This window comes from Pseudomonas sp. RIT409 (assembly GCF_003052515.2).
Taxonomy (GTDB): domain Bacteria; phylum Pseudomonadota; class Gammaproteobacteria; order Pseudomonadales; family Pseudomonadaceae; genus Aquipseudomonas.
In genome coordinates, this window is record NZ_QARE02000004.1 from 140,761 (window position 1) to 158,121 (window position 17,361).

The 17,361-nt window shown below is 60.6% G+C and carries 15 protein-coding genes, 2 tRNA genes and 2 pseudogenes; 8 read left to right on the top strand and 11 right to left on the bottom strand.

The window, feature by feature from the left end:
- Positions 1-18: 18 nt before the first annotated feature.
- Both tnpB and DBP26_RS07050 read left to right on the top strand, forming a co-directional pair.
- On the top strand, positions 19-246 hold the full coding sequence (tnpB, locus tag DBP26_RS07045) for an IS66 family insertion sequence element accessory protein TnpB (RefSeq protein WP_108237168.1): 228 nt from the start codon (positions 19-21) through the stop codon (positions 244-246).
- 107 nt (positions 247-353) lie between these two features.
- Positions 354-815 (top strand): annotated as a pseudogene (locus tag DBP26_RS07050) (IS66 family transposase zinc-finger binding domain-containing protein); the annotation flags it as partial.
- On the opposite strand, the pseudogene DBP26_RS07055 reads toward DBP26_RS07050, so the two are convergent.
- The 3 genes and pseudogenes from DBP26_RS07055 to DBP26_RS07065 all read right to left on the bottom strand — a co-directional run.
- Positions 812-1,027, bottom strand: a pseudogene (locus tag DBP26_RS07055) (Arm DNA-binding domain-containing protein); the annotation flags it as partial. The pseudogenes DBP26_RS07050 and DBP26_RS07055 sit on opposite strands and share 4 nt — an antisense overlap.
- Before the next feature lie 227 nt (positions 1,028-1,254).
- Positions 1,255-1,330: transfer RNA gene (locus DBP26_RS07060), tRNA-Gly, on the bottom strand.
- Between the two features lie 2 nt (positions 1,331-1,332).
- Positions 1,333-1,408, bottom strand: a tRNA-Glu gene (locus DBP26_RS07065).
- Positions 1,409-1,671: 263 nt separating this feature from the next.
- Here DBP26_RS07065 and DBP26_RS07070 point away from each other — a divergent pair.
- On the top strand, positions 1,672-2,445 hold the full coding sequence (locus DBP26_RS07070; RefSeq protein ID WP_177411023.1) for a hypothetical protein: 774 nt from the start codon (positions 1,672-1,674) through the stop codon (positions 2,443-2,445).
- 106 nt (positions 2,446-2,551) lie between these two features.
- On the opposite strand, the gene DBP26_RS07075 is transcribed toward DBP26_RS07070, so the two are convergent.
- Both DBP26_RS07075 and DBP26_RS07080 read right to left on the bottom strand, forming a co-directional pair.
- Positions 2,552-3,034: a GAF domain-containing protein gene (locus DBP26_RS07075; RefSeq protein ID WP_108237169.1), complete on the bottom strand. Its 483-nt coding sequence runs from the start codon at positions 3,032-3,034 to the stop codon at positions 2,552-2,554.
- The gene (locus DBP26_RS07080; protein ID WP_108237170.1) at positions 3,031-3,924 is read right to left on the bottom strand and encodes an ATP-binding protein; all 894 of its coding nucleotides are present in this window, start codon (positions 3,922-3,924) and stop codon (positions 3,031-3,033) included. Before DBP26_RS07080 ends, DBP26_RS07075 begins: the two co-directional genes overlap by 4 nt.
- Before the next feature lie 102 nt (positions 3,925-4,026).
- Between DBP26_RS07080 and DBP26_RS07085 the strand changes: the two genes are divergently transcribed.
- Positions 4,027-6,363, top strand: a complete 2,337-nt coding sequence (locus DBP26_RS07085) for a response regulator (RefSeq protein ID WP_108237171.1) — start codon at positions 4,027-4,029, stop codon at positions 6,361-6,363.
- 46 nt (positions 6,364-6,409) lie between these two features.
- On the opposite strand, the gene DBP26_RS07090 is transcribed toward DBP26_RS07085, so the two are convergent.
- Positions 6,410-6,895 (bottom strand): glutathione peroxidase, encoded by a 486-nt coding sequence (locus DBP26_RS07090; protein WP_108237172.1) that lies wholly within the window; start codon positions 6,893-6,895, stop codon positions 6,410-6,412.
- Between the two features lie 86 nt (positions 6,896-6,981).
- Positions 6,982-7,380 (bottom strand): peptide-methionine (R)-S-oxide reductase MsrB, encoded by a 399-nt coding sequence (gene msrB, locus DBP26_RS07095; protein WP_108237173.1) that lies wholly within the window; start codon positions 7,378-7,380, stop codon positions 6,982-6,984.
- 191 nt (positions 7,381-7,571) lie between these two features.
- On the opposite strand from msrB, the gene DBP26_RS07100 reads away from it, so the two are divergent.
- The gene (locus DBP26_RS07100; protein ID WP_108237174.1) at positions 7,572-8,783 is read left to right on the top strand and encodes a pyridoxal phosphate-dependent aminotransferase; all 1,212 of its coding nucleotides are present in this window, start codon (positions 7,572-7,574) and stop codon (positions 8,781-8,783) included.
- 220 nt (positions 8,784-9,003) lie between these two features.
- Positions 9,004-9,891, top strand: coding sequence for a protease HtpX (gene htpX / locus DBP26_RS07105; RefSeq protein ID WP_108237175.1), 888 nt, complete (start codon positions 9,004-9,006; stop codon positions 9,889-9,891).
- Positions 9,892-9,972: 81 nt separating this feature from the next.
- Here htpX and DBP26_RS07110 read toward each other — a convergent pair whose 3' ends face one another.
- Positions 9,973-10,629, bottom strand: coding sequence for a thiopurine S-methyltransferase (locus DBP26_RS07110; protein ID WP_108237176.1), 657 nt, complete (start codon positions 10,627-10,629; stop codon positions 9,973-9,975).
- A 104-nt stretch (positions 10,630-10,733) separates the two neighbouring features.
- On the opposite strand from DBP26_RS07110, the gene DBP26_RS07115 reads away from it, so the two are divergent.
- Positions 10,734-11,501: a class III extradiol ring-cleavage dioxygenase gene (locus tag DBP26_RS07115; protein WP_108237177.1), complete on the top strand. Its 768-nt coding sequence runs from the start codon at positions 10,734-10,736 to the stop codon at positions 11,499-11,501.
- A 135-nt stretch (positions 11,502-11,636) separates the two neighbouring features.
- On the opposite strand, the gene DBP26_RS07120 is transcribed toward DBP26_RS07115, so the two are convergent.
- A complete protein-coding gene (locus DBP26_RS07120) occupies positions 11,637-13,298 on the bottom strand; it encodes a DEAD/DEAH box helicase (protein WP_108237178.1) in 1,662 nt (553 codons plus the stop codon).
- A gap of 393 nt (positions 13,299-13,691) precedes the next feature.
- Positions 13,692-14,447 (bottom strand): spermidine synthase, encoded by a 756-nt coding sequence (locus DBP26_RS07125; protein ID WP_108237179.1) that lies wholly within the window; start codon positions 14,445-14,447, stop codon positions 13,692-13,694.
- A 205-nt stretch (positions 14,448-14,652) separates the two neighbouring features.
- Here DBP26_RS07125 and DBP26_RS07130 point away from each other — a divergent pair, with 205 nt between their 5' ends.
- Complete coding sequence (locus tag DBP26_RS07130) at positions 14,653-16,002, top strand: 3-deoxy-7-phosphoheptulonate synthase class II (protein ID WP_108237180.1); 1,350 nt, start codon at positions 14,653-14,655, stop codon at positions 16,000-16,002.
- 64 nt (positions 16,003-16,066) lie between these two features.
- On the opposite strand, the gene DBP26_RS07135 is transcribed toward DBP26_RS07130, so the two are convergent.
- The gene (locus DBP26_RS07135; protein WP_108237181.1) at positions 16,067-17,335 is read right to left on the bottom strand and encodes a winged helix-turn-helix domain-containing protein; all 1,269 of its coding nucleotides are present in this window, start codon (positions 17,333-17,335) and stop codon (positions 16,067-16,069) included.
- Positions 17,336-17,361 lie beyond the last annotated feature (26 nt).

Below are 17,361 nucleotides of genomic sequence, written 5' to 3' on the forward strand. Positions count from 1 at the left end.
TTCTGGAGTTCGCCGACCATGATGCGACCCGACGCCAAAGTCGAAAAAGTGTACCTCTACCCCAAGCCCGTCGACTTCCGAAAGTCCATCGATGGCCTGGCTGCGCTGGTCGAACTCGATATCAAGGTGGCGGTGTTCGACCCGGTGCTTTTCGTCTTCCTCAACAAGCCGCGCAACCGCGTGAAGATCTTGTACTGGGAACGGTCAAAACCTCACCCGATCCGACTGATGTGGCCATTGTACTGACCGTTCAGGAACTGAACTGGCTACTCGACGGCTTCGACCTCTGGCGCAACCGTCCGCATCAGGTTTTGACGCCTTGATACGTTGTCTGATTCGGTATAATCCGCGGCATGATTTCCATGCCCGAAGACCTCCCTGACGATCCTGTTCTGCTCAAGCAACTGCTTGAGCAGATGATCAACGAGCGCGCGTCCGACAAGGGCAAGATCGTTCATCTCGAAGAGGAAGTTGCGCTGTTGCGCCAGCGCCTGTTCGGGCGCAAGACCGAGCAGACAGGCGATGCGGCGACGCCACAGTTGCCGCTCTTCGACGAAGCGGAAAGCCTGGCCGAACCCTTGGATGAGGCCGGCGACGTAGAAGTCGTTGCACCGACCAAGCGCCGTGGTAAACGCAAACCACTGCCGGCTGATTTGCCGCGTATCGAGGTTGTCCACGAACTGCCCGAGCACGAGCTGACGTGCGCATGTGGCTGCCGCAAACATGCCATTGGTGAAGAGGTCAGCGAACAGCTTGAAATCGTCCCGATGCAGATTCGCGTCATCAAACATGTTCGCAAGCTGTATGGCTGCCGCGCCTCATCGCGCAGTGACCGTGCCTGACGCAGGCCTACTTCGGGATAGGTCCCAAGAGACATGCGATTTTGCTTGCCAGCCCATGAGTAGCGGAAGTGCCAGGACTTGCCGCCCGCGGCCGTCACGCCAAGTGACAGGCCGTCGCTATCGCCGAGGGTGTAGTCCTTGCCAGTGGCCTTGGCCTGGCGAACGGTTGCATCTGAGAGTGCCATGTACGAGCTCCTGAACATGAAATTCAGGGCTAGATGCTCGTAACGCTCGACGCTCCTCTCCAGCAACAAACCGCCACGGTGGAAGTCCGGATTTCATGGACTAATTTCTGGACTAAAAAGTCCGGATGCCCATGGATCGGAGTGGCTTTGACTGGAACGAAAAAAGACGCCTAAGCGTCTATTTTCAATGACTTACAGACTTCCTTGGAACTCTGTAGATCTATAAATGGAGCGGGAAACGAGACTCGAACTCGCGACCCCGACCTTGGCAAGGTCGTGCTCTACCAACTGAGCTATTCCCGCATTGGCGTCCCCTAGGGGACTCGAACCCCTGTTACCGCCGTGAAAGGGCGGTGTCCTAGGCCACTAGACGAAGGGGACACGCTACAACATTCACTCCTTACTGCGCTTGGCTAGGTGCTTTACGCTGTAAGTGGCGCGCATTCTATGGATGGTTGGGGAGGTCGTCAAGCCCTCAATGAAAATTTATTCAAATCAATGACTTCCCCCTCTAATTCGTTAATGAATGGCCGATACACGAGAACGGGCAGGTAGCTTATTAATAGGTGCGCCGATGACGAGCCTTCCCGCAATAGTGCATAGCCACTACACTCGGCGCACATAACTTGATCGAGGCTTGTACGGTGACTCCACTCATTATCACCCTGATGGTTGTAACAGGCATCGTACTCCTGATCGCGATCGGCTATTTGAACCATGTTGCCGAAAGTAAGAAGGTCGAACGCGCGCGCACCCTCGTGGAACTCAACGATCGCTTGCGCCGCTGTAGCGAGTTGTCCGAAACCTTCCCCGGCCAATTGATGAGCCCCGCGCTCAAGCTTTTGCTGGTGCGTCTGGAACTGAACGTGGTCAAGCGCCTGATCGCGCTCGAGCGCCGCAACAATCCCGGCATTCTGGAGCACGCCACCGAGCTTGAAGCGATGGTCGCTCAAGGCGATAACATCAAGGTCAACAATCCGGTGAGCCCGATTCAGACCGAAGCCAAGGCCAAGGACGTGCGTTTTCTGCTGGAGGCGATGCACGGCCAGGTTACCCGCGCGGCGCACGACGGCTTTCTGCAAACCGCCGAAGCGAAGCACTGGATTCGTGAAATCCGCAACATGCTGGTCTTGCTGCACATCGAGTTCTTCAACAACCTGGGTCAGCAGGCGCTGAGTCAGGATCAACCCGGTCAGGCGCGGCTCGCGTTCGAGCGTGGCGTGCAATACCTGAAGAATCAGCCTGAGCCTGCGCCCTGGAAGACTCATTTGCAGGCGATGGAGCGTCAACTGGCGAAGGTCAATGCCGTGGTGCTCGACCAGATTGCGCCCAGCGATGACGACCACAACGAATTGACCCAAGGCTTGAAGGCGGACGACGCCGATGCCGAATGGAAGAAGAAGGCGATTTACGACTGATCGCCTGATCGACATAGGGGGGCGGCTCAGCTGCTCCCCTACGGACGCTGTCAAACAGCGTCTGGGCGCGGCTTCGACCGTGAGGGCACCCCGCCGTCCAGCGGACTCAGCAGTCCGTCAGTTTCAGAAAGATCGCTGCCAGTGCTTCGATACCCACTTGGTCCGCTTCGCTGAAGCGCGCCACACGTGGGCTGTCCAGATCCAGCACGCCAATCAGACGGCCTGCCTTGATCAATGGCACGACCAGTTCGCTGTTCGACGCACTGTCGCAGGCGATGTGCCCGGGAAACTCATGCACGTCCAGCACCCGCTGAGTCTCGCGATGCTGTGCCGCCGTGCCACAGACGCCCTTGCCAAACGGAATGCGCACGCAGGCGATTTGCCCTTGGAACGGGCCCAGCACCAACTCCTCGTTGCGGTTGAGGTAGAAACCGGCCCAGTTCAGATCCTCCAGTTGCGTGTAGAGAAAGGCGGAGAACTGCGCGGCGTTAGCGATGAAATCGCGCTCGTCCGCCAGCAGCGACTCCAACTGTGCCGCCAGCAGGCTATAACCCTCGAGGCCCTGCCCTGCTGCATTCAAATCGATCATGGATGTTGCTCCAGCATTTTCAAACCAACCCAATAACGGGCGAACTGATAGGCACAGCGGCCGTTGCGGTTGCCACGCCCTGTGGCCCAGCGCACGGCCAGAATGTCGAGCGCGTCGTCACGCTGCCATTGCAACCCGGCCTTGCCCGCCAGCTCGCCGATCCAGTGCTCGACCACGTTCAGGTAGTGCTCCTGGGTGAAAGGATAGAAGGACAGCCAGAGACCGAAGCGGTCGGACAGGGCAATCTTGTCCTCGACCGCCTCGCTCGGGTGAATTTCACCGTCGTCGCCCCGCTGCCAGTGAGCGTTGTCGCTTTCCTTTTCCGGCACCAGATGGCGGCGGTTCGAGGTGGCGTATAGCAATACGTTGTCGGGGGCCTGTTCCAGCGAGCCATCCAGCACGCTCTTGAGCACGCGGTAATCGCCCTCACCGGATTCGAACGAGAGGTCGTCACAGAACAACACGAAACGCTGCGGCAGCTTCTGCAGTTGCTCGACGACACGGGGCAGATCGCCCAGGTGGTCGCGCTCGATCTCGATCAGGCGCAGGCCGGCCTCGGCATGCTCGGTCAGCAAGGCACGCACCAGGGAGGATTTACCCGTCCCTCGGGAGCCCCACAGCAAGGCATGGTTGGCGGGCAGGCCATCGATGAATTGCTGGGTATTGCGCCCCAGTTGTGCGCGTTGCTGGTCCACGCCGATCAAATCCGACAGACGCATGTCCAGCGTCACCTCCAGTGGCAGCAGGTAACCGCCACGGCCTTCGCGCACCCAACGGGCAGCCAGCGACCGCGTCCAGTCCACTGGCTCGCGCACGGCGGGCAACAGTGGCTCCAGCCGCGCCAGTACCGATTCGGCGCGTTCCAGAAAAGCGTTCAACCGAGAATCCACGTTGTCTCCTTGATTTAACTGGTTAAAGCCGGTCGGCGATCAGCTATGCTTGCCCCGCGATGGACACACGAAGTACGAGTGCCCCCTGGATCAAGTGCCCTTATGGATATACCGATCACTCAACGACTGTCGTTCAAACAGGCCCGCCTGACCGTCTTGATCGGCTTTGTGCTGGGAACCCTGTTCAGTCTGTTCCAGATTGCGATCGATTATGCCAGCGAAGACGCCTCCATCGATCGTGAAATTCGCTCACTGCTGCAAATCAGCCACAATCCCGCCTCGCGCATCGCCTATAACATCGATGCAGAACTCGCACAGGAACTGATCTCGGGCCTGTTGCACTCGCCCGCCGTGGTTCGCGCACGGCTGATCGACAACAACGGGGTCTTGCTCGCGGCGGTGTCGCGCCCGATGACCGAAAGCTCCTACCGCATGCTCAGCGACTCCCTGTTCGGCGAAAGTCGCCATTTCGAAGACGTGTTGCAGCTGGACCACATGCCCCATGAACCCATCGGCAGTCTGCAGTTGGACGTCGACACGTTCGCGTTCGGCAGTCACTTCCTGCAGCGGGCCGAAATCACACTGCTCAACGGTTTTGCCCGCAGCCTGGTGTTCGCCGGCATTCTCATGGGCCTGTTCTACCTGACGTTGACCAAACCGCTGACGAAAGTCATCCGCGCCTTGTCGAGCCGGGACTCACGCAGTCCCCAGCAGGCTCCCCTGCCCTGCCCGCCCGGTCATGAGCAGGACGAAATCGGCGTGCTGGTGCAGGTAACCAACCAGCAGTTCGAAAACGTCGCCCTGGAATTCGGCCGCCGAAGGGAAGCGGAGGACCGCCTCACCGATCACCTCAACGAGCTGGAAGACGTGGTCTCGGCCCGCACCCAGGAGCTCAAGGCCAGCAATGCCCGGCTCAGCCAGTCCAATGAAGAATTGCAGGTGGCACGCAGCACGGCGCTGGACATGGCCCACGCGCGCTCGGCATTTCTGGCCCACATGAGCCATGAGATCCGCACCCCGCTCAACGGGCTGCTGGGGATGCTCGCGCTGTCGCTGGACGGCCCTTTGAGTGCCGAACAGCGTCAGCAACTGTCGATCGCCCACGACTCGGGCAAAGTGCTGGTGGAGTTGCTCAACGACATTCTCGACCTTTCGAAATTCGACGCCGGGCAACTGGAGCTCGAATCCATCCCGTTCGACTTGGCCACCTTGATCGAGGACACCGCCAACCTGCTGTCGCAGAACGCGGCCGCCAGCGTCGAACTCACCTGCCTGATCGACCCGGATTTTCCCTCACTGGTGCTCGGCGATCCGACGCGAGTGCGACAGGTCGTCAGCAACCTGCTGTCAAACGCGCTGAAATTCACGCGCGTCGGGCGCGTTGACGTTCGCCTGAGTCAGCATGCCGGAAAGGCACGCATCGAAGTCTGCGACACCGGGATCGGCATCGCGCAAGAGGCGCAGGCGAAAATCTTCCAGCCCTTCACTCAGGCTGAAGCCGCCATCACGCGCCAATACGGCGGCACGGGCCTGGGCCTGACGCTGACCCACAACCTCTGCGGGGCGATGAACGGCCAATTGAACATCGATTCCACTCCTGGGGTGGGCAGCCGGTTCTATGCCGATCTGCCGCTGCCCGCCCACACGCCAGCGCCCGTGTGGCCAAAGCTCAAAGGCCGGGTGGTGGTGGTCAGTTCGGTCAACAGCGGCCTGACGGAACTGCTGAGCAAGCTCTTGCCGGAGTGGGGCATTCATTGTCGGCACTTTTCCGCCTATGACCCCCAGCCAGACGTACAACCCGATCTGTTGATCACCGATTGCCCGGAATGCCTGATCGGCATCCGTCCGGCGACTCAGACACCCATTCTCCTGGTGACCGCGTACGGCAACTTCATGCCCGCCAGTCAAGTGACAGCCCTTGCGCCGCTGCAGCAACAGGCGCGACCGCTTTCCCGCAACGTGTTGCATCAAGCGTTGTCGCGCGTCTTGCAAACCGATGGCTTGCTGCCTGCCGATCATCCGGGCGGCCCGCTGACCGTCGCACAACCGGCGCGCATACTGCTGGTGGAAGACAACCCGGTGAACCAGCTGGTGGCCAAGGGCATGCTGAGCAAACTGGGGTGCGAGGTCATCGTCACCAGCCATGGGGGCGAGGCGTTGCAGCAACTGGAACGCAGCCATTTCGATCTGGTGTTGATGGACTGCAACATGCCGGTGATGAACGGTTACGACGCGACCCGCAGGATCCGTCAAAGCGGAAAGTGGCCCGATCTGCCGATCATTGCCTTGACCGCCAATGCCCTCCCCGAGGAGCGCGAACATTGCCGGGCCGCGGGCATGAACGACTATCTGGCCAAACCGTTTCATCGGGAAGAACTGATCGCCGTGCTGGATCAATGGACGGCAGCCGCACGGCCCAAGCCGCAGCCCACCAACTGAGAGACATCACCTTACCGAGCTTTAGCAGGGAACCGCGGCTGCGTTGTCACCTCAACAGCGCTTCGATATCGGACGTCAGCTCTTCAGGCTTGGTCAGAGGTGCATAGCGCTTGACCAGCTTGCCATCCTTGCCGACCAGAAACTTGGTGAAATTCCACTTGATGCGTTCGGAACCCAGCAGGCCGGGGGCTTGCTTCTTGAGCTGGACAAACAACGGGTGGGCATTGCTGCCGTTTACGTCGATCTTCTTGAACAACGGGAAGCTGACCCCATAGTTCAGCTCGCAGAATTCCGAAATCGCGCCTTCGTTCCCCGGTTCCTGCTTGCCGAACTGGTTGCAGGGAAAGCCCAGCACCACCAGACCTTGATCCTTGTAACGCTGCCACAGCGCTTCGAGGCCTTTGTATTGAGGGGTGAACCCGCATTGACTGGCCGTGTTCACCACCAGCACCGCCTTGCCCGCGTAATCGGCGAGGGTTTTCTGCTCGCCTTTGATCGTCTGCACCGGGATGTTCAGCAAATTGTCGCTCATGGCAAGGCCTCGAAAAGGATCAAACCGCCAAACTAACGTGCCGCTGCCCACCGCGCCATTGCATTGTGCGCGGTGATATCCCGGCATCAGGCGTCACGGGGGACCAGGTCCAGGCACACCGAATTGATGCAGTACCGCAACCCTGTCGGCGGCGGCCCGTCCGGAAAGACGTGGCCCAGGTGTGCGTCGCATTTGGCACAGACCACCTCGGTGCGGATCATACCGTGACTGATGTCCCTGACCTCCACCACGGCGCTGCCCTCGATGGGCGCGTAGAAGCTGGGCCAGCCACAGCCGGAGTCGAACTTGGTCGAGGAGTCGAACAACGGCTCGTTGCAGCACACGCAATGGTAGACGCCCGGCGTCTTGGTCATGTTGTACTTGCCGGTGAACGGCCGCTCGGTGGCCTTCAGGCGGCAGACTTGATACTGCTCTGGATCGAGCATTTCCTTCCATTCTTCGAGGGTTTTTTCAAGCTTGTCCACGGGTGTACCTCCACACTCAAAAAGCCCGAACTGTGTCTTTTCCACACATCGGGTGGCACGTATGATTGCGCCTTCGTCAGTCGCCAGTCTGTCACCGGCCTTGCAGGCATACAAATTCATTTTGATGGCGTCGTGCTCATAGATTCGCCTTCTTGACTGACGGCGGATCGTTCTCTTCGGGATCAATCACCATGCAGTTCAGCAAATCGAACAAGCTCGCCAACGTCTGTTACGACATTCGCGGGCCCGTGCTCAAGCACGCCAAGCGCCTGGAAGAGGAAGGCCATCGCATCCTCAAGCTGAACATCGGCAACCCGGCGCCGTTCGGTTTCGAGGCGCCAGACGAGATTCTCCAGGACGTCATCCGCAATCTGCCGACCGCTCAAGGCTACAGCGACTCCAAAGGCCTGTTCAGCGCCCGCAAGGCGGTCATGCAGTACTACCAGCAAAAGCAGGTCGACGGTGTGGGTATCGAAGACATCTACTTGGGCAACGGCGTGTCCGAGCTGATCGTGATGTCGATGCAGGCGCTGCTGAACAACGGCGACGAGGTGCTGGTGCCGGCCCCGGACTATCCGCTGTGGACCGCTGCCGTGGCCCTGTCCGGCGGCAATCCGGTGCACTACCTGTGCGATGAGCAGGCCAACTGGTGGCCCGATCTCGACGACATCAAGGCCAAGATCACGCCCAATACCAAGGCGATGGTGATCATCAACCCGAACAACCCCACCGGCGCGGTCTATTCCAAAGAAGTGCTGCTGGGCATGCTGGAAATCGCTCGCCAGCACAATCTGGTGGTGTTCTCCGACGAAATCTACGACAAGATCCTGTACGACGACGCCGTCCACATCTGCACCGCATCGCTGGCACCGGACCTGCTGTGCCTGACGTTCAACGGCCTGTCCAAGTCCTATCGCGTGGCAGGCTTCCGCTCCGGCTGGATCGCCATTTCCGGTCCGAAACACAATGCCCAAAGCTACATCGAAGGCATCGACATCCTGGCCAACATGCGCCTGTGCGCCAACGTGCCAAGCCAGCATGCGATCCAGACCGCGCTGGGCGGCTATCAGAGTATCAACGACCTGATCCTGCCCCCCGGCCGCCTGCTGGAGCAGCGCAATCGGACATGGGAATTGCTCAACGACATCCCGGGCGTGAGCTGCGTCAAACCTATGGGGGCGCTGTATGCCTTTCCGCGGATCGACCCCAAGGTCTGTCCGATCCACAATGATGAAAAATTCGCGCTGGACCTGCTGCTCTCCGAAAAGCTGCTGATCGTGCAGGGCACGGCGTTCAACTGGCCATGGCCGGACCACTTCCGTGTGGTGACGCTGCCACGGGTCGATGACCTTGAAGCAGCGATCGGCCGGATTGGCAATTTCCTCAAGACCTACAAGCAGTAAACTCGAATGTCGCGGATCGTGCTCGCTTCCCCGGGCGCGCACGATCCTGAGCGCACGCCGCCCGACCACTGCACCCCCTGCCCTCTTGCCGATGGTCCATACTGACCGAGGCGCTGAAAACGACACAGTTTGAAATAGTCGGCCGGTTGAATAGACCCCGACATCACCTTATATACCCCGCAACGCGTTACACATTCTTCACGAGGAGAAATTCCAGATCATGATGCGCATCTTGCTGTTTTTGGCCACTAACCTTGCGGTCGTGCTGATTGCCAGCATTACCCTGAGCCTTTTTGGCTTCAATGGGTTCATGGCGGCCAACGGGGTTGATCTCAACCTCAATCAGCTGCTGATTTTCTGCGCCGTATTTGGCTTCGCCGGCTCGCTGTTCTCGCTGTTCATCTCCAAATGGATGGCCAAGATGAGTACCGGGACCGAAATCATCACCCAGCCCCGCACTCGCCATGAACAATGGCTGCTGCAAACCGTCGAGCAGTTGTCCCGCGACGCAGGCATCAAAATGCCGGAAGTCGGTATTTTCCCGGCCTACGAAGCGAACGCCTTCGCTACCGGCTGGAACAAGAACGATGCCTTGGTTGCCGTGAGCCAGGGGCTGTTGGAGCGGTTTTCGCCGGAAGAGGTGAAAGCGGTACTCGCTCACGAGATCGGCCACGTGGCCAACGGCGACATGGTGACGCTGGCGCTGGTCCAAGGCGTGGTGAACACCTTCGTGATGTTCTTCGCGCGGATCATCGGTAACTTCGTCGACAAAGTGATTTTCAAGAACGAAGAAGGCCGTGGCATCGCGTTCTATATCGCGACCATCTTCGCCGAGATCGTGCTGGGCTTCCTGGCCAGCGCCATCGTGATGTGGTTCTCGCGCCGCCGCGAATACCGCGCCGACGACGCTGGCGCCCGCTTGGCCGGTACCGGTGCGATGATCAGTGCACTCCAACGCTTGCGCTCGGAGCAAGGCGTTCCAGTGCAGATGCCGGACAGCCTGACCGCTTTCGGCATCAACGGCGGCTTGAAACACGGCCTTGCGGGCCTGTTCATGAGCCACCCACCGCTGGAAGAGCGCATCGAGGCGCTTCGCCGCCGCGGTTGATTACAGCGTCGGATGAAAAAGGGCGACTTCGGTCGCCCTTTTTCATGGCCCGTTTCATCGCCAGTCACGGGAGGTTTGGAGCTAACGCCTGAACAGTCGGTAGGCATGCTCCATCAGGTGCGTGGCGCCCGCCTGTTTGAACTTGGCACTTTTTTCCAACACGTCCCATTCGCCCACCTGCTTGACCCGCCACTCCGGGGAAAGCAATTGCTGCACCTCGTCTTCGTCCAGCGCAAACGGTGGACCGGCGATTTGCGATTGATCGTAATCCAGCGTAATCAGCAGTCCACGAGAGTCTTGAGCCATCAGACGATTCAACTGCTCGACGTATCGCCAGCGCATCTCTGCAGGTAGAGCAATCAACGCGGCCCGGTCATAGAACGCTGTGCAGTCGCCGACGTCCTCCGGTTGCAGAGCAAAAAAGTCACCGCACCAGATCTCACAGGCGCCATAGCGATAAACCGTAAAGGCCCCGCGTACCTCCGTCTCCGGCGTCAGCCGGGCCTCGCTGAACCAGGCGGCGACCGCTTTCTCGGACAACTCTGCACCGACGACATGATGGCCCTGGTCCAGTAGCCAGTGCAGGTCGATGGTTTTTCCGCACAACGGCACCAATACCCGCTCGCCAGGCTTGACCTGCAACTCGGGCCACAGCTGGGTGAGGTAAGGATTCACTTCCGCTTGATTGAAGCCAATCTGATTGATCGCCCAGCGCTCTAGCCAAAACTCCGGCCCCATAAATACTCCCGATACATCGATCAAACGGCACAAAAACTTATATTAGATTTAGATCAATGTTCTGCCTGATCATGGTGACATCTTATACGCACAGGACGCCCGACATGTTCCCCAGCCTGTTCATCTCTCACGGCTCGCCCATGCTTGCGCTGGAACCTGGTGAAAGCGGCCCGGCACTGGCCCGGCTTGCGGCCGAGCTGCCACGCCCGAAGGCAGTGGTGATCGTTTCGGCGCACTGGGAGAGCGAAGATCTTCGTGTCAATGGCAATCCGCACCCTGAAACCTGGCACGACTTCGGTGGGTTTCCACCTGCGTTGTTCGCCGTTCAGTACCCGGCGCCCGGCCAGCCGGAGATGACTCGTCGGGTCATGGAGCTGCTCGCGGCTGCGGACCTTCCGGCTCAGATGGACACGCGTCGCCCCTTCGACCATGGGGTGTGGGTGCCTCTCTCATTGATGTACCCCCAGGCCGACGTGCCGATCGTGCAGGTGTCATTGCCGTCGCGCATGGGCCCCGAACTGCAGACCCGCGTCGGCCGGGCGCTCAGCCTTTTGCGGCAAGAACAGGTACTGGTGATCGGCTCCGGCAGCATCACTCACAACCTTCGGGAGCTGGATTGGCACGCTGGGCCGGAAAGCATCGAGCCTTGGGCTCAGGTCTTCCGGGACTGGATGGTGGAAAAGCTGAGCGCGGACGATGAGGTCGCCTTGCACGATTACCGCCGCCTGGCTCCGAATGCCGTGCGCAATCATCCGAGCGACGAGCACTTGCTGCCGCTGTATTTTGCTCGGGGCGCTGGGGGTGAGTTCAGCATCGCCCACCAAGGCTTCACCATGGGCGCGCTCGGCATGGATATCTACCGGTTTGGGTAAGGCGCTGAGCCGACGCTGACGCTGGCAGCAACGCTCCACTGCTCTCGCAAGACACCCTGACGCCACGGAAAATCAGACAAAAAAATCCCCGGACACGCCGGGGATTTTTTATTCAGACGACCCGCCTGTTGCGGATCAGTCTTCGCGATAGCGGCGCAGTTTCAGCTGCTTGCCAGCGACACGGGTGTCCTTCAGCTTGGCCAGCAGACGCTCCAGGCCTTCCTCTGGAAGCTCGACGAGGCTGAAGCTGTCGCGCACCTGGATGCGACCGATGGCTTCGCGAGCCAGGCCGCCCTCGTTGAGGATAGCGCCGAGCAGGTTCTTGGCGGCGATACCGTCACGCGCACCGAGCGCGGTACGGCAGCGGGCGCGGCCTTCAGCCAACGGCACCGGCGCGCGACGCTCGCGGTCGCCACGATCAGGACGGTCGCCACTGCGCTCACGCGGTGCACTGTTCGGTACCAGCGGACGCTCTTTCTCGATGGCTGCCAGATTCAGCGCCTGACCATTGGTTGCCTTGCGCAGCAGCGCGGCCGCCAACGCACGTGGGCTGCAGCCGATATCGGCGGTCAGGCGGTCGAGCAGTTCGCCATGGCTGGCTTCGGCATCGGCCACCAGTGGCGCGAGGCTGTTGGTCAACTTCTTGATGCGCGCATCGAGAACGGCTTGCGAGTCCGGCAGGCGAACCTCTGCAACGCGCTGACCGGTCACACGCTCGATCACTTGCAGCATGCGGCGCTCGCGCGGCGTGACCAGCAGCAGGGCACGGCCTTCGCGACCGGCACGGCCGGTACGGCCGATGCGGTGAACGTAGGACTCAGGGTCGTACGGCATGTCGACGTTGAACACGTGGGTGATACGCGGAACGTCCAGGCCGCGGGCAGCGACGTCAGTGGCGACGACGATGTCCAGACGACCATCCTTGAGCGAGTCGATGACGCGCTCGCGCTGGTTCTGGGCGATGTCGCCGTTCAGCGCAGCGGCTTTGTAGCCCTTGGCTTCCAGCGCGCTGGCCAAGTCGAGAGTGGCCTGCTTGGTGCGCACGAACATGATCAGGGCGTCGAAATCCTCGACTTCCAGCAGGCTCAGCACGGCCGAGGTCTTCTGGTCGGCGTGAACCAGCAGGTGAGCCTGCTCGATGGCGGTCACGGTCTGGGTCTTGCTCTGGATCTTGACGTGTTTCGGATCCTTGAGGTGACGCTCGGCGATCGCGCGGATCGACTGCGGCAGCGTGGCCGAGAACAGAACGGTCTGACGGCTCTCCGGCATGGCGTTGAAGATGACTTCAAGGTCATCCATGAAGCCCAGCTTGAGCATTTCGTCGGCTTCGTCCAGCACCAGATGATTCACCGTGGCGAGGACTTTTTCGTCGCGACGCAGGTGGTCGCACAGACGACCCGGCGTGGCGACAACGATTTGCGCGCCGTTGCGGATGGCCTTCAGTTGCGGGCCCATCGGGGCACCGCCGTAGACGGCTACGACGTTCACGCTTGGCATCTGCTTGGCATAGGTTTCGAACGCGGTGGCCACTTGCAGGGCCAGCTCGCGGGTCGGCGCGAGGATCAGCGCCTGGGGTTCCCGTTTGGCCGGGTCGATGCGGTTCAGGATGGGCAGTGCGAAGGCGGCGGTTTTACCGGTACCAGTCTGCGCCTGACCGATCATGTCGTGACCGGCGAGAATGATCGGGATCGATTGTTGCTGAATCGCCGACGGCTCTTCGTAGCCGGTCGCGATGACGGCAGCAACAATATTCGGATTAAGGTCAAGAGCGGCGAAGCCGCCGGTTTCCTGGGTCATGGGTCTGCCTCTGAGTGCATCCGCAAAGACCCATGCTTCAAAGCTGCGCGTGCCGTGTAAGACCCGAAGGTCACCCTGGCTGCTTTGTCGGCGGGGATTTGCGAAAACGTATGGATGAATGGATCGTCAAGGATAGCTCGTGAGAGAACCGGTTTACGGAGAGAGCTCCGCAAACGTACGTCTTGACGACGGCCCTATGAAAGACCGGCGCGCACTATACCGGAATTGCCGAAAAAAGTGAGGATTTTTTTCAGCACAACCAGGCGTTGCGTCCAACTGTCACAGGCCCTGCGCAAACCGATCTCGGTGTCGCTTCCCTGAAATGTGCGAGAAGGCACAGGAAGCAGCTTAAACGTTTCACCTCTGGACGGCAGCGTCCACCCGTCGCGACGTTCAAGTCGCAACGCGCAGGGTCTTGATCAATGGCAACAGCGAGTAGCCCAGTTGAGGGGCCAGTGCTTCGGCGCGCACCATCAAGGCATCGATATCCAGGGTCTGGTCCAGGTCGTGAGGCACGATCAAAATCACGTTGCCCTCCTTGACCGGCAGTTCCCAGTAATGGCGGTGATAGAGCCCGCGAAGCAGCGCCGCGCCCAACGGTTTGCCGTCATCGGACGCCCATTGGTTGATGATCAGCCAGCCACCAGGGTTCAGGTGCTGTTGACACTGTTCCAGAAATCCCCACGCCAGGTGCCCTACCGCCGGGCCGGTGTCGGTGTAGAGATCGACGAAAATCAGGTCGGCGTTTTCCGCCGAAGGCAACAATTCGAGGGCATCGCCCACGCGTATGTAAAGCCGCGGGTCATCGGCCAGGCCCATGTACTCCATCGCGAGCCGGGGCACATCCGGGCGCAGTTCGATGGCCTCGACATCTTCCAGTGGCAGGAACCTGAGGCATGCCTGCGTCAACGTCCCTGCACCGAGCCCCATGAAGAGCGCGCTCTCGGGGGCATCGTGGCACAGTGCGCCAATCAGCATGGCGCGGGTGTAGTCGTACTCCAGCCAGCTCGGATCGGCCGTGAACGTACAGCTCTGCTCAATCGCATCGCCGAATTCCAGGAAGCGATAGTCCTCCACTTCCAGCACGCGGATCATGCCGAAGTCATCATGAACTTCGGCCAGTACGCGCTCTACACGCTCCTGGTTCATTACTGCTCTCTGCCGTTTGCCATCAGAACGCCCGGCTCGACCCACGGTGGCCATCAACACCGCCACTGGTCGCCGGACTGCTGCAAGGGATCGCACGACGATCCCGAAGACGCGGGATTGTCAGCCATGCACCCCTGGCAGGTCACGCAAATTATCGGGGCGGCTGCTACCATGGCGGCTCCTTTGCCTTGATTCCGAGTCGACGATGAGCCACCCGTGGAGCCCCGATAGCTGGCGGACCCTGCCAATTCAGCAACAACCTCAATATCCCGACGCCGAGCATCTGCTGCGTGTCGAACGGACGCTGGCCAGCTACCCACCACTGGTGTTCGCCGGAGAAGCTCGAGAACTGCGCCGACAATTTGCCGAGGTCACCGAAGGCCGCGCATTTTTGCTGCAGGGGGGCGATTGTGCGGAAAGCTTCTTCGAATTTTCCGCCGCGAAGATCCGCGACACCTTCAAGGTGCTGCTGCAGATGGCGATCGTCATGACCTTCGCTGCGGGCTGCCCGGTGGTGAAGGTAGGACGGATGGCCGGTCAATTCGCCAAGCCGCGCTCAGCCAACGATGAAACCGTGGATGGGATCACGTTGCCGGCTTACCGTGGCGACATTGTCAACGCGATCGGCTTCGACGAAAAAAGCCGAGTGCCGGATCCGGAACGTCTGCTGCAGGCCTATCACCAATCCACCGCCACCTTGAACCTGCTGCGCGCCTTCGCACAGGGAGGCTTCGCTGACCTGCACCAAGTGCATCAGTGGAACCTTGATTTCATTGCCAACTCGGCATTGTCGGACAAGTACAGCCAACTCGCCGATCGTATCGACGAAACCCTGGCGTTCATGCGCGCTTGTGGCCTGGACACCTCGCCGCAACTGCGGGAAACCAGTTTCTTCACGGCGCACGAAGCGCTGTTGTTGAACTACGAAGAAGCTTTCGTACGCCGCGACAGCCTGACCAACGATTTTTACGATTGCTCGGCGCACATGCTGTGGATTGGCGACCGCACCCGCCAGTTGGACGGCGCACACGTGGAATTTCTGCGGGGGGTGAAGAACCCGATCGGTGTGAAGGTCGGCCCGAGCATGAACACCGACGATCTGATCCGCCTGATCGACCTGCTCAACCCGGAGAACGACCCAGGTCGCCTCAACCTCATCGCCCGCATGGGCGCCAACAAGGTAGGCGATCACCTGCCGGGGCTGATTCGCGCTGTCGAGCGGGAAGGCAAAAAGGTGCTGTGGAGTTCCGATCCGATGCATGGCAACACCATCAAGGCCAGCAGCGGCTACAAGACCCGTGACTTTGCGCAGATTCTGGGGGAGGTGAAACAGTTCTTCCAGGTTCATCAGGCCGAAGGCACTTACGCGGGCGGCATCCACATCGAGATGACCGGGCAAAATGTCACCGAATGCATCGGTGGCGCGCGCCCCATCACCGAAGACGGCCTGTCTGACCGATACCACACCCACTGCGATCCACGGATGAACGCCGATCAGTCACTGGAACTGGCGTTTCTGATCGCCGAAACGTTGAAGCAGGTGCGTCGTTCGTGACGTCAGCTTTCCCAACGGGATCGACACAAGACGCGCCCTCCGCCACAGGCAGCGAGACGGTGGCTTAGGCATGGCCCAAAGAGCGTGGGGCGTGGGAAAGACCGCTGTCGACCCACGCAGTCCGTAGCCGGGCACCGCTCGTCCGCTGGCAGTTGATCAGCACCTCCGGCAACCCTAGCCAGTCAGCCAGGGTCCTGAGGTGCGACGCCAGCGCCCGCAAGCCCTCGGTGTCAAGACCCGGATCTTCCTCATGCACGGCATGCACCGCGAGCCGTCCCGCGGCACGTTCAGCTCGCAGATCGACCCGCGCCGCGATGCGTTCATGGTGCAGAAACGGCAGCACGTAATAGCCATAGACCCGCTTATGGGCAGGGGTGTAGATCTCCAGCCGGTAGTGAAAATCGAACAGACGCTCGGTCCGACCCCGCTCCCAGATCAGAGAATCGAAGGGCGAAAGCAAAGCGCTGGTGTGGACCTTTCTAGGAATTTTCAGGTCAGGCAGCGCATAAGCGGGCTGCTTCCAGCCTTGCACCTGAACCTGCTCGATGGCGCCCTCCTCCCTCAGCGTGGCCAGCCCCGCCTTCGCCGGGGCCGGGTCCAAACGAAAATAATCGCGTAGGTCTTTCTCGGTGCCCACCCCCAGTGCGCGGACAGCGTGGAGCAGCAAACCGCGCTGGGCCTGGGCTTCGGTCAATTCCGGCTGGGCAAGAATGGAAGGTGGCAGCACCCGCTCTGGCAAATCGTACAGCCGCTCGAACCCCCGGCGCCCCGCCACGGTGACTTCCCCGGCGGCGAACAGCCACTCAAGCGCGTGCTTTTCATCGCTCCAGTCCCACCAGGGCCCGGCCCGCTCTTGTCGAGTACTGAGGCTGCCGGCGCCCAACGCGCCCTGATCGCGGACCGCTTGCAGCACACGAGCGATGGTGGGTTGCTGCTCTCGACCGAACCTGGCCATTTGTTGATAGATGCCTTCGCCTTGGGCGGCACGCCGCATCCGCCAGCGCAACAGCGGGTACAACTCGACGGGAAGCAAAGACGCCTCATGGCCCCAATACTCGAAGAGCCTGCGATGCCGCCCTTGGCTCCAGGCCGCTTGGTCGAGCAGCTTTTGCGGGTAGTTGCCCAGGCGAGAGAACAGCGGCAGGTAGTGCGAACGAACCAGCGCATTGACCGAGTCGATCTGCACGACGCCGAGGCGTTCGATCAGTTGGATGACATGACGGGCCGTAATGGCTGCAGGTGGCTGCCGGCCGTTGAAACCCTGAGCGGCCAAGGCAACGCGACGGGCTTGTTTGAGTGACAATTGCTGTTGAGTCGGCTGGGCGGCGGGCATTCAGGACCTCCGGGTCGAAGCTGCCA

What these genes read in the sequence shown, in the direction of transcription:
- tnpB (WP_108237168.1), top strand. Translation starts at nt 19, where the DNA reads ATGATGCGACCCGACGCCAAAGTCGAAAAAGTGTACCTCTACCCCAAG.
- DBP26_RS07075 (WP_108237169.1), bottom strand. Translation starts at nt 3,034, where the DNA reads ATGATCGATTTGAATGCAGCAGGGCAGGGCCTCGAGGGTTATAGCCTG.
- DBP26_RS07085 (WP_108237171.1), top strand. Translation starts at nt 4,027, where the DNA reads ATGGATATACCGATCACTCAACGACTGTCGTTCAAACAGGCCCGCCTG.
- DBP26_RS07090 (WP_108237172.1), bottom strand. Translation starts at nt 6,895, where the DNA reads ATGAGCGACAATTTGCTGAACATCCCGGTGCAGACGATCAAAGGCGAG.
- DBP26_RS07100 (WP_108237174.1), top strand. Translation starts at nt 7,572, where the DNA reads ATGCAGTTCAGCAAATCGAACAAGCTCGCCAACGTCTGTTACGACATT.
- htpX (WP_108237175.1), top strand. Translation starts at nt 9,004, where the DNA reads ATGATGCGCATCTTGCTGTTTTTGGCCACTAACCTTGCGGTCGTGCTG.
- DBP26_RS07110 (WP_108237176.1), bottom strand. Translation starts at nt 10,629, where the DNA reads ATGGGGCCGGAGTTTTGGCTAGAGCGCTGGGCGATCAATCAGATTGGC.
- DBP26_RS07115 (WP_108237177.1), top strand. Translation starts at nt 10,734, where the DNA reads ATGTTCCCCAGCCTGTTCATCTCTCACGGCTCGCCCATGCTTGCGCTG.
- DBP26_RS07120 (WP_108237178.1), bottom strand. Translation starts at nt 13,298, where the DNA reads ATGACCCAGGAAACCGGCGGCTTCGCCGCTCTTGACCTTAATCCGAAT.
- DBP26_RS07125 (WP_108237179.1), bottom strand. Translation starts at nt 14,447, where the DNA reads ATGAACCAGGAGCGTGTAGAGCGCGTACTGGCCGAAGTTCATGATGAC.
- DBP26_RS07130 (WP_108237180.1), top strand. Translation starts at nt 14,653, where the DNA reads ATGAGCCACCCGTGGAGCCCCGATAGCTGGCGGACCCTGCCAATTCAG.
- DBP26_RS07135 (WP_108237181.1), bottom strand. Translation starts at nt 17,335, where the DNA reads ATGCCCGCCGCCCAGCCGACTCAACAGCAATTGTCACTCAAACAAGCC.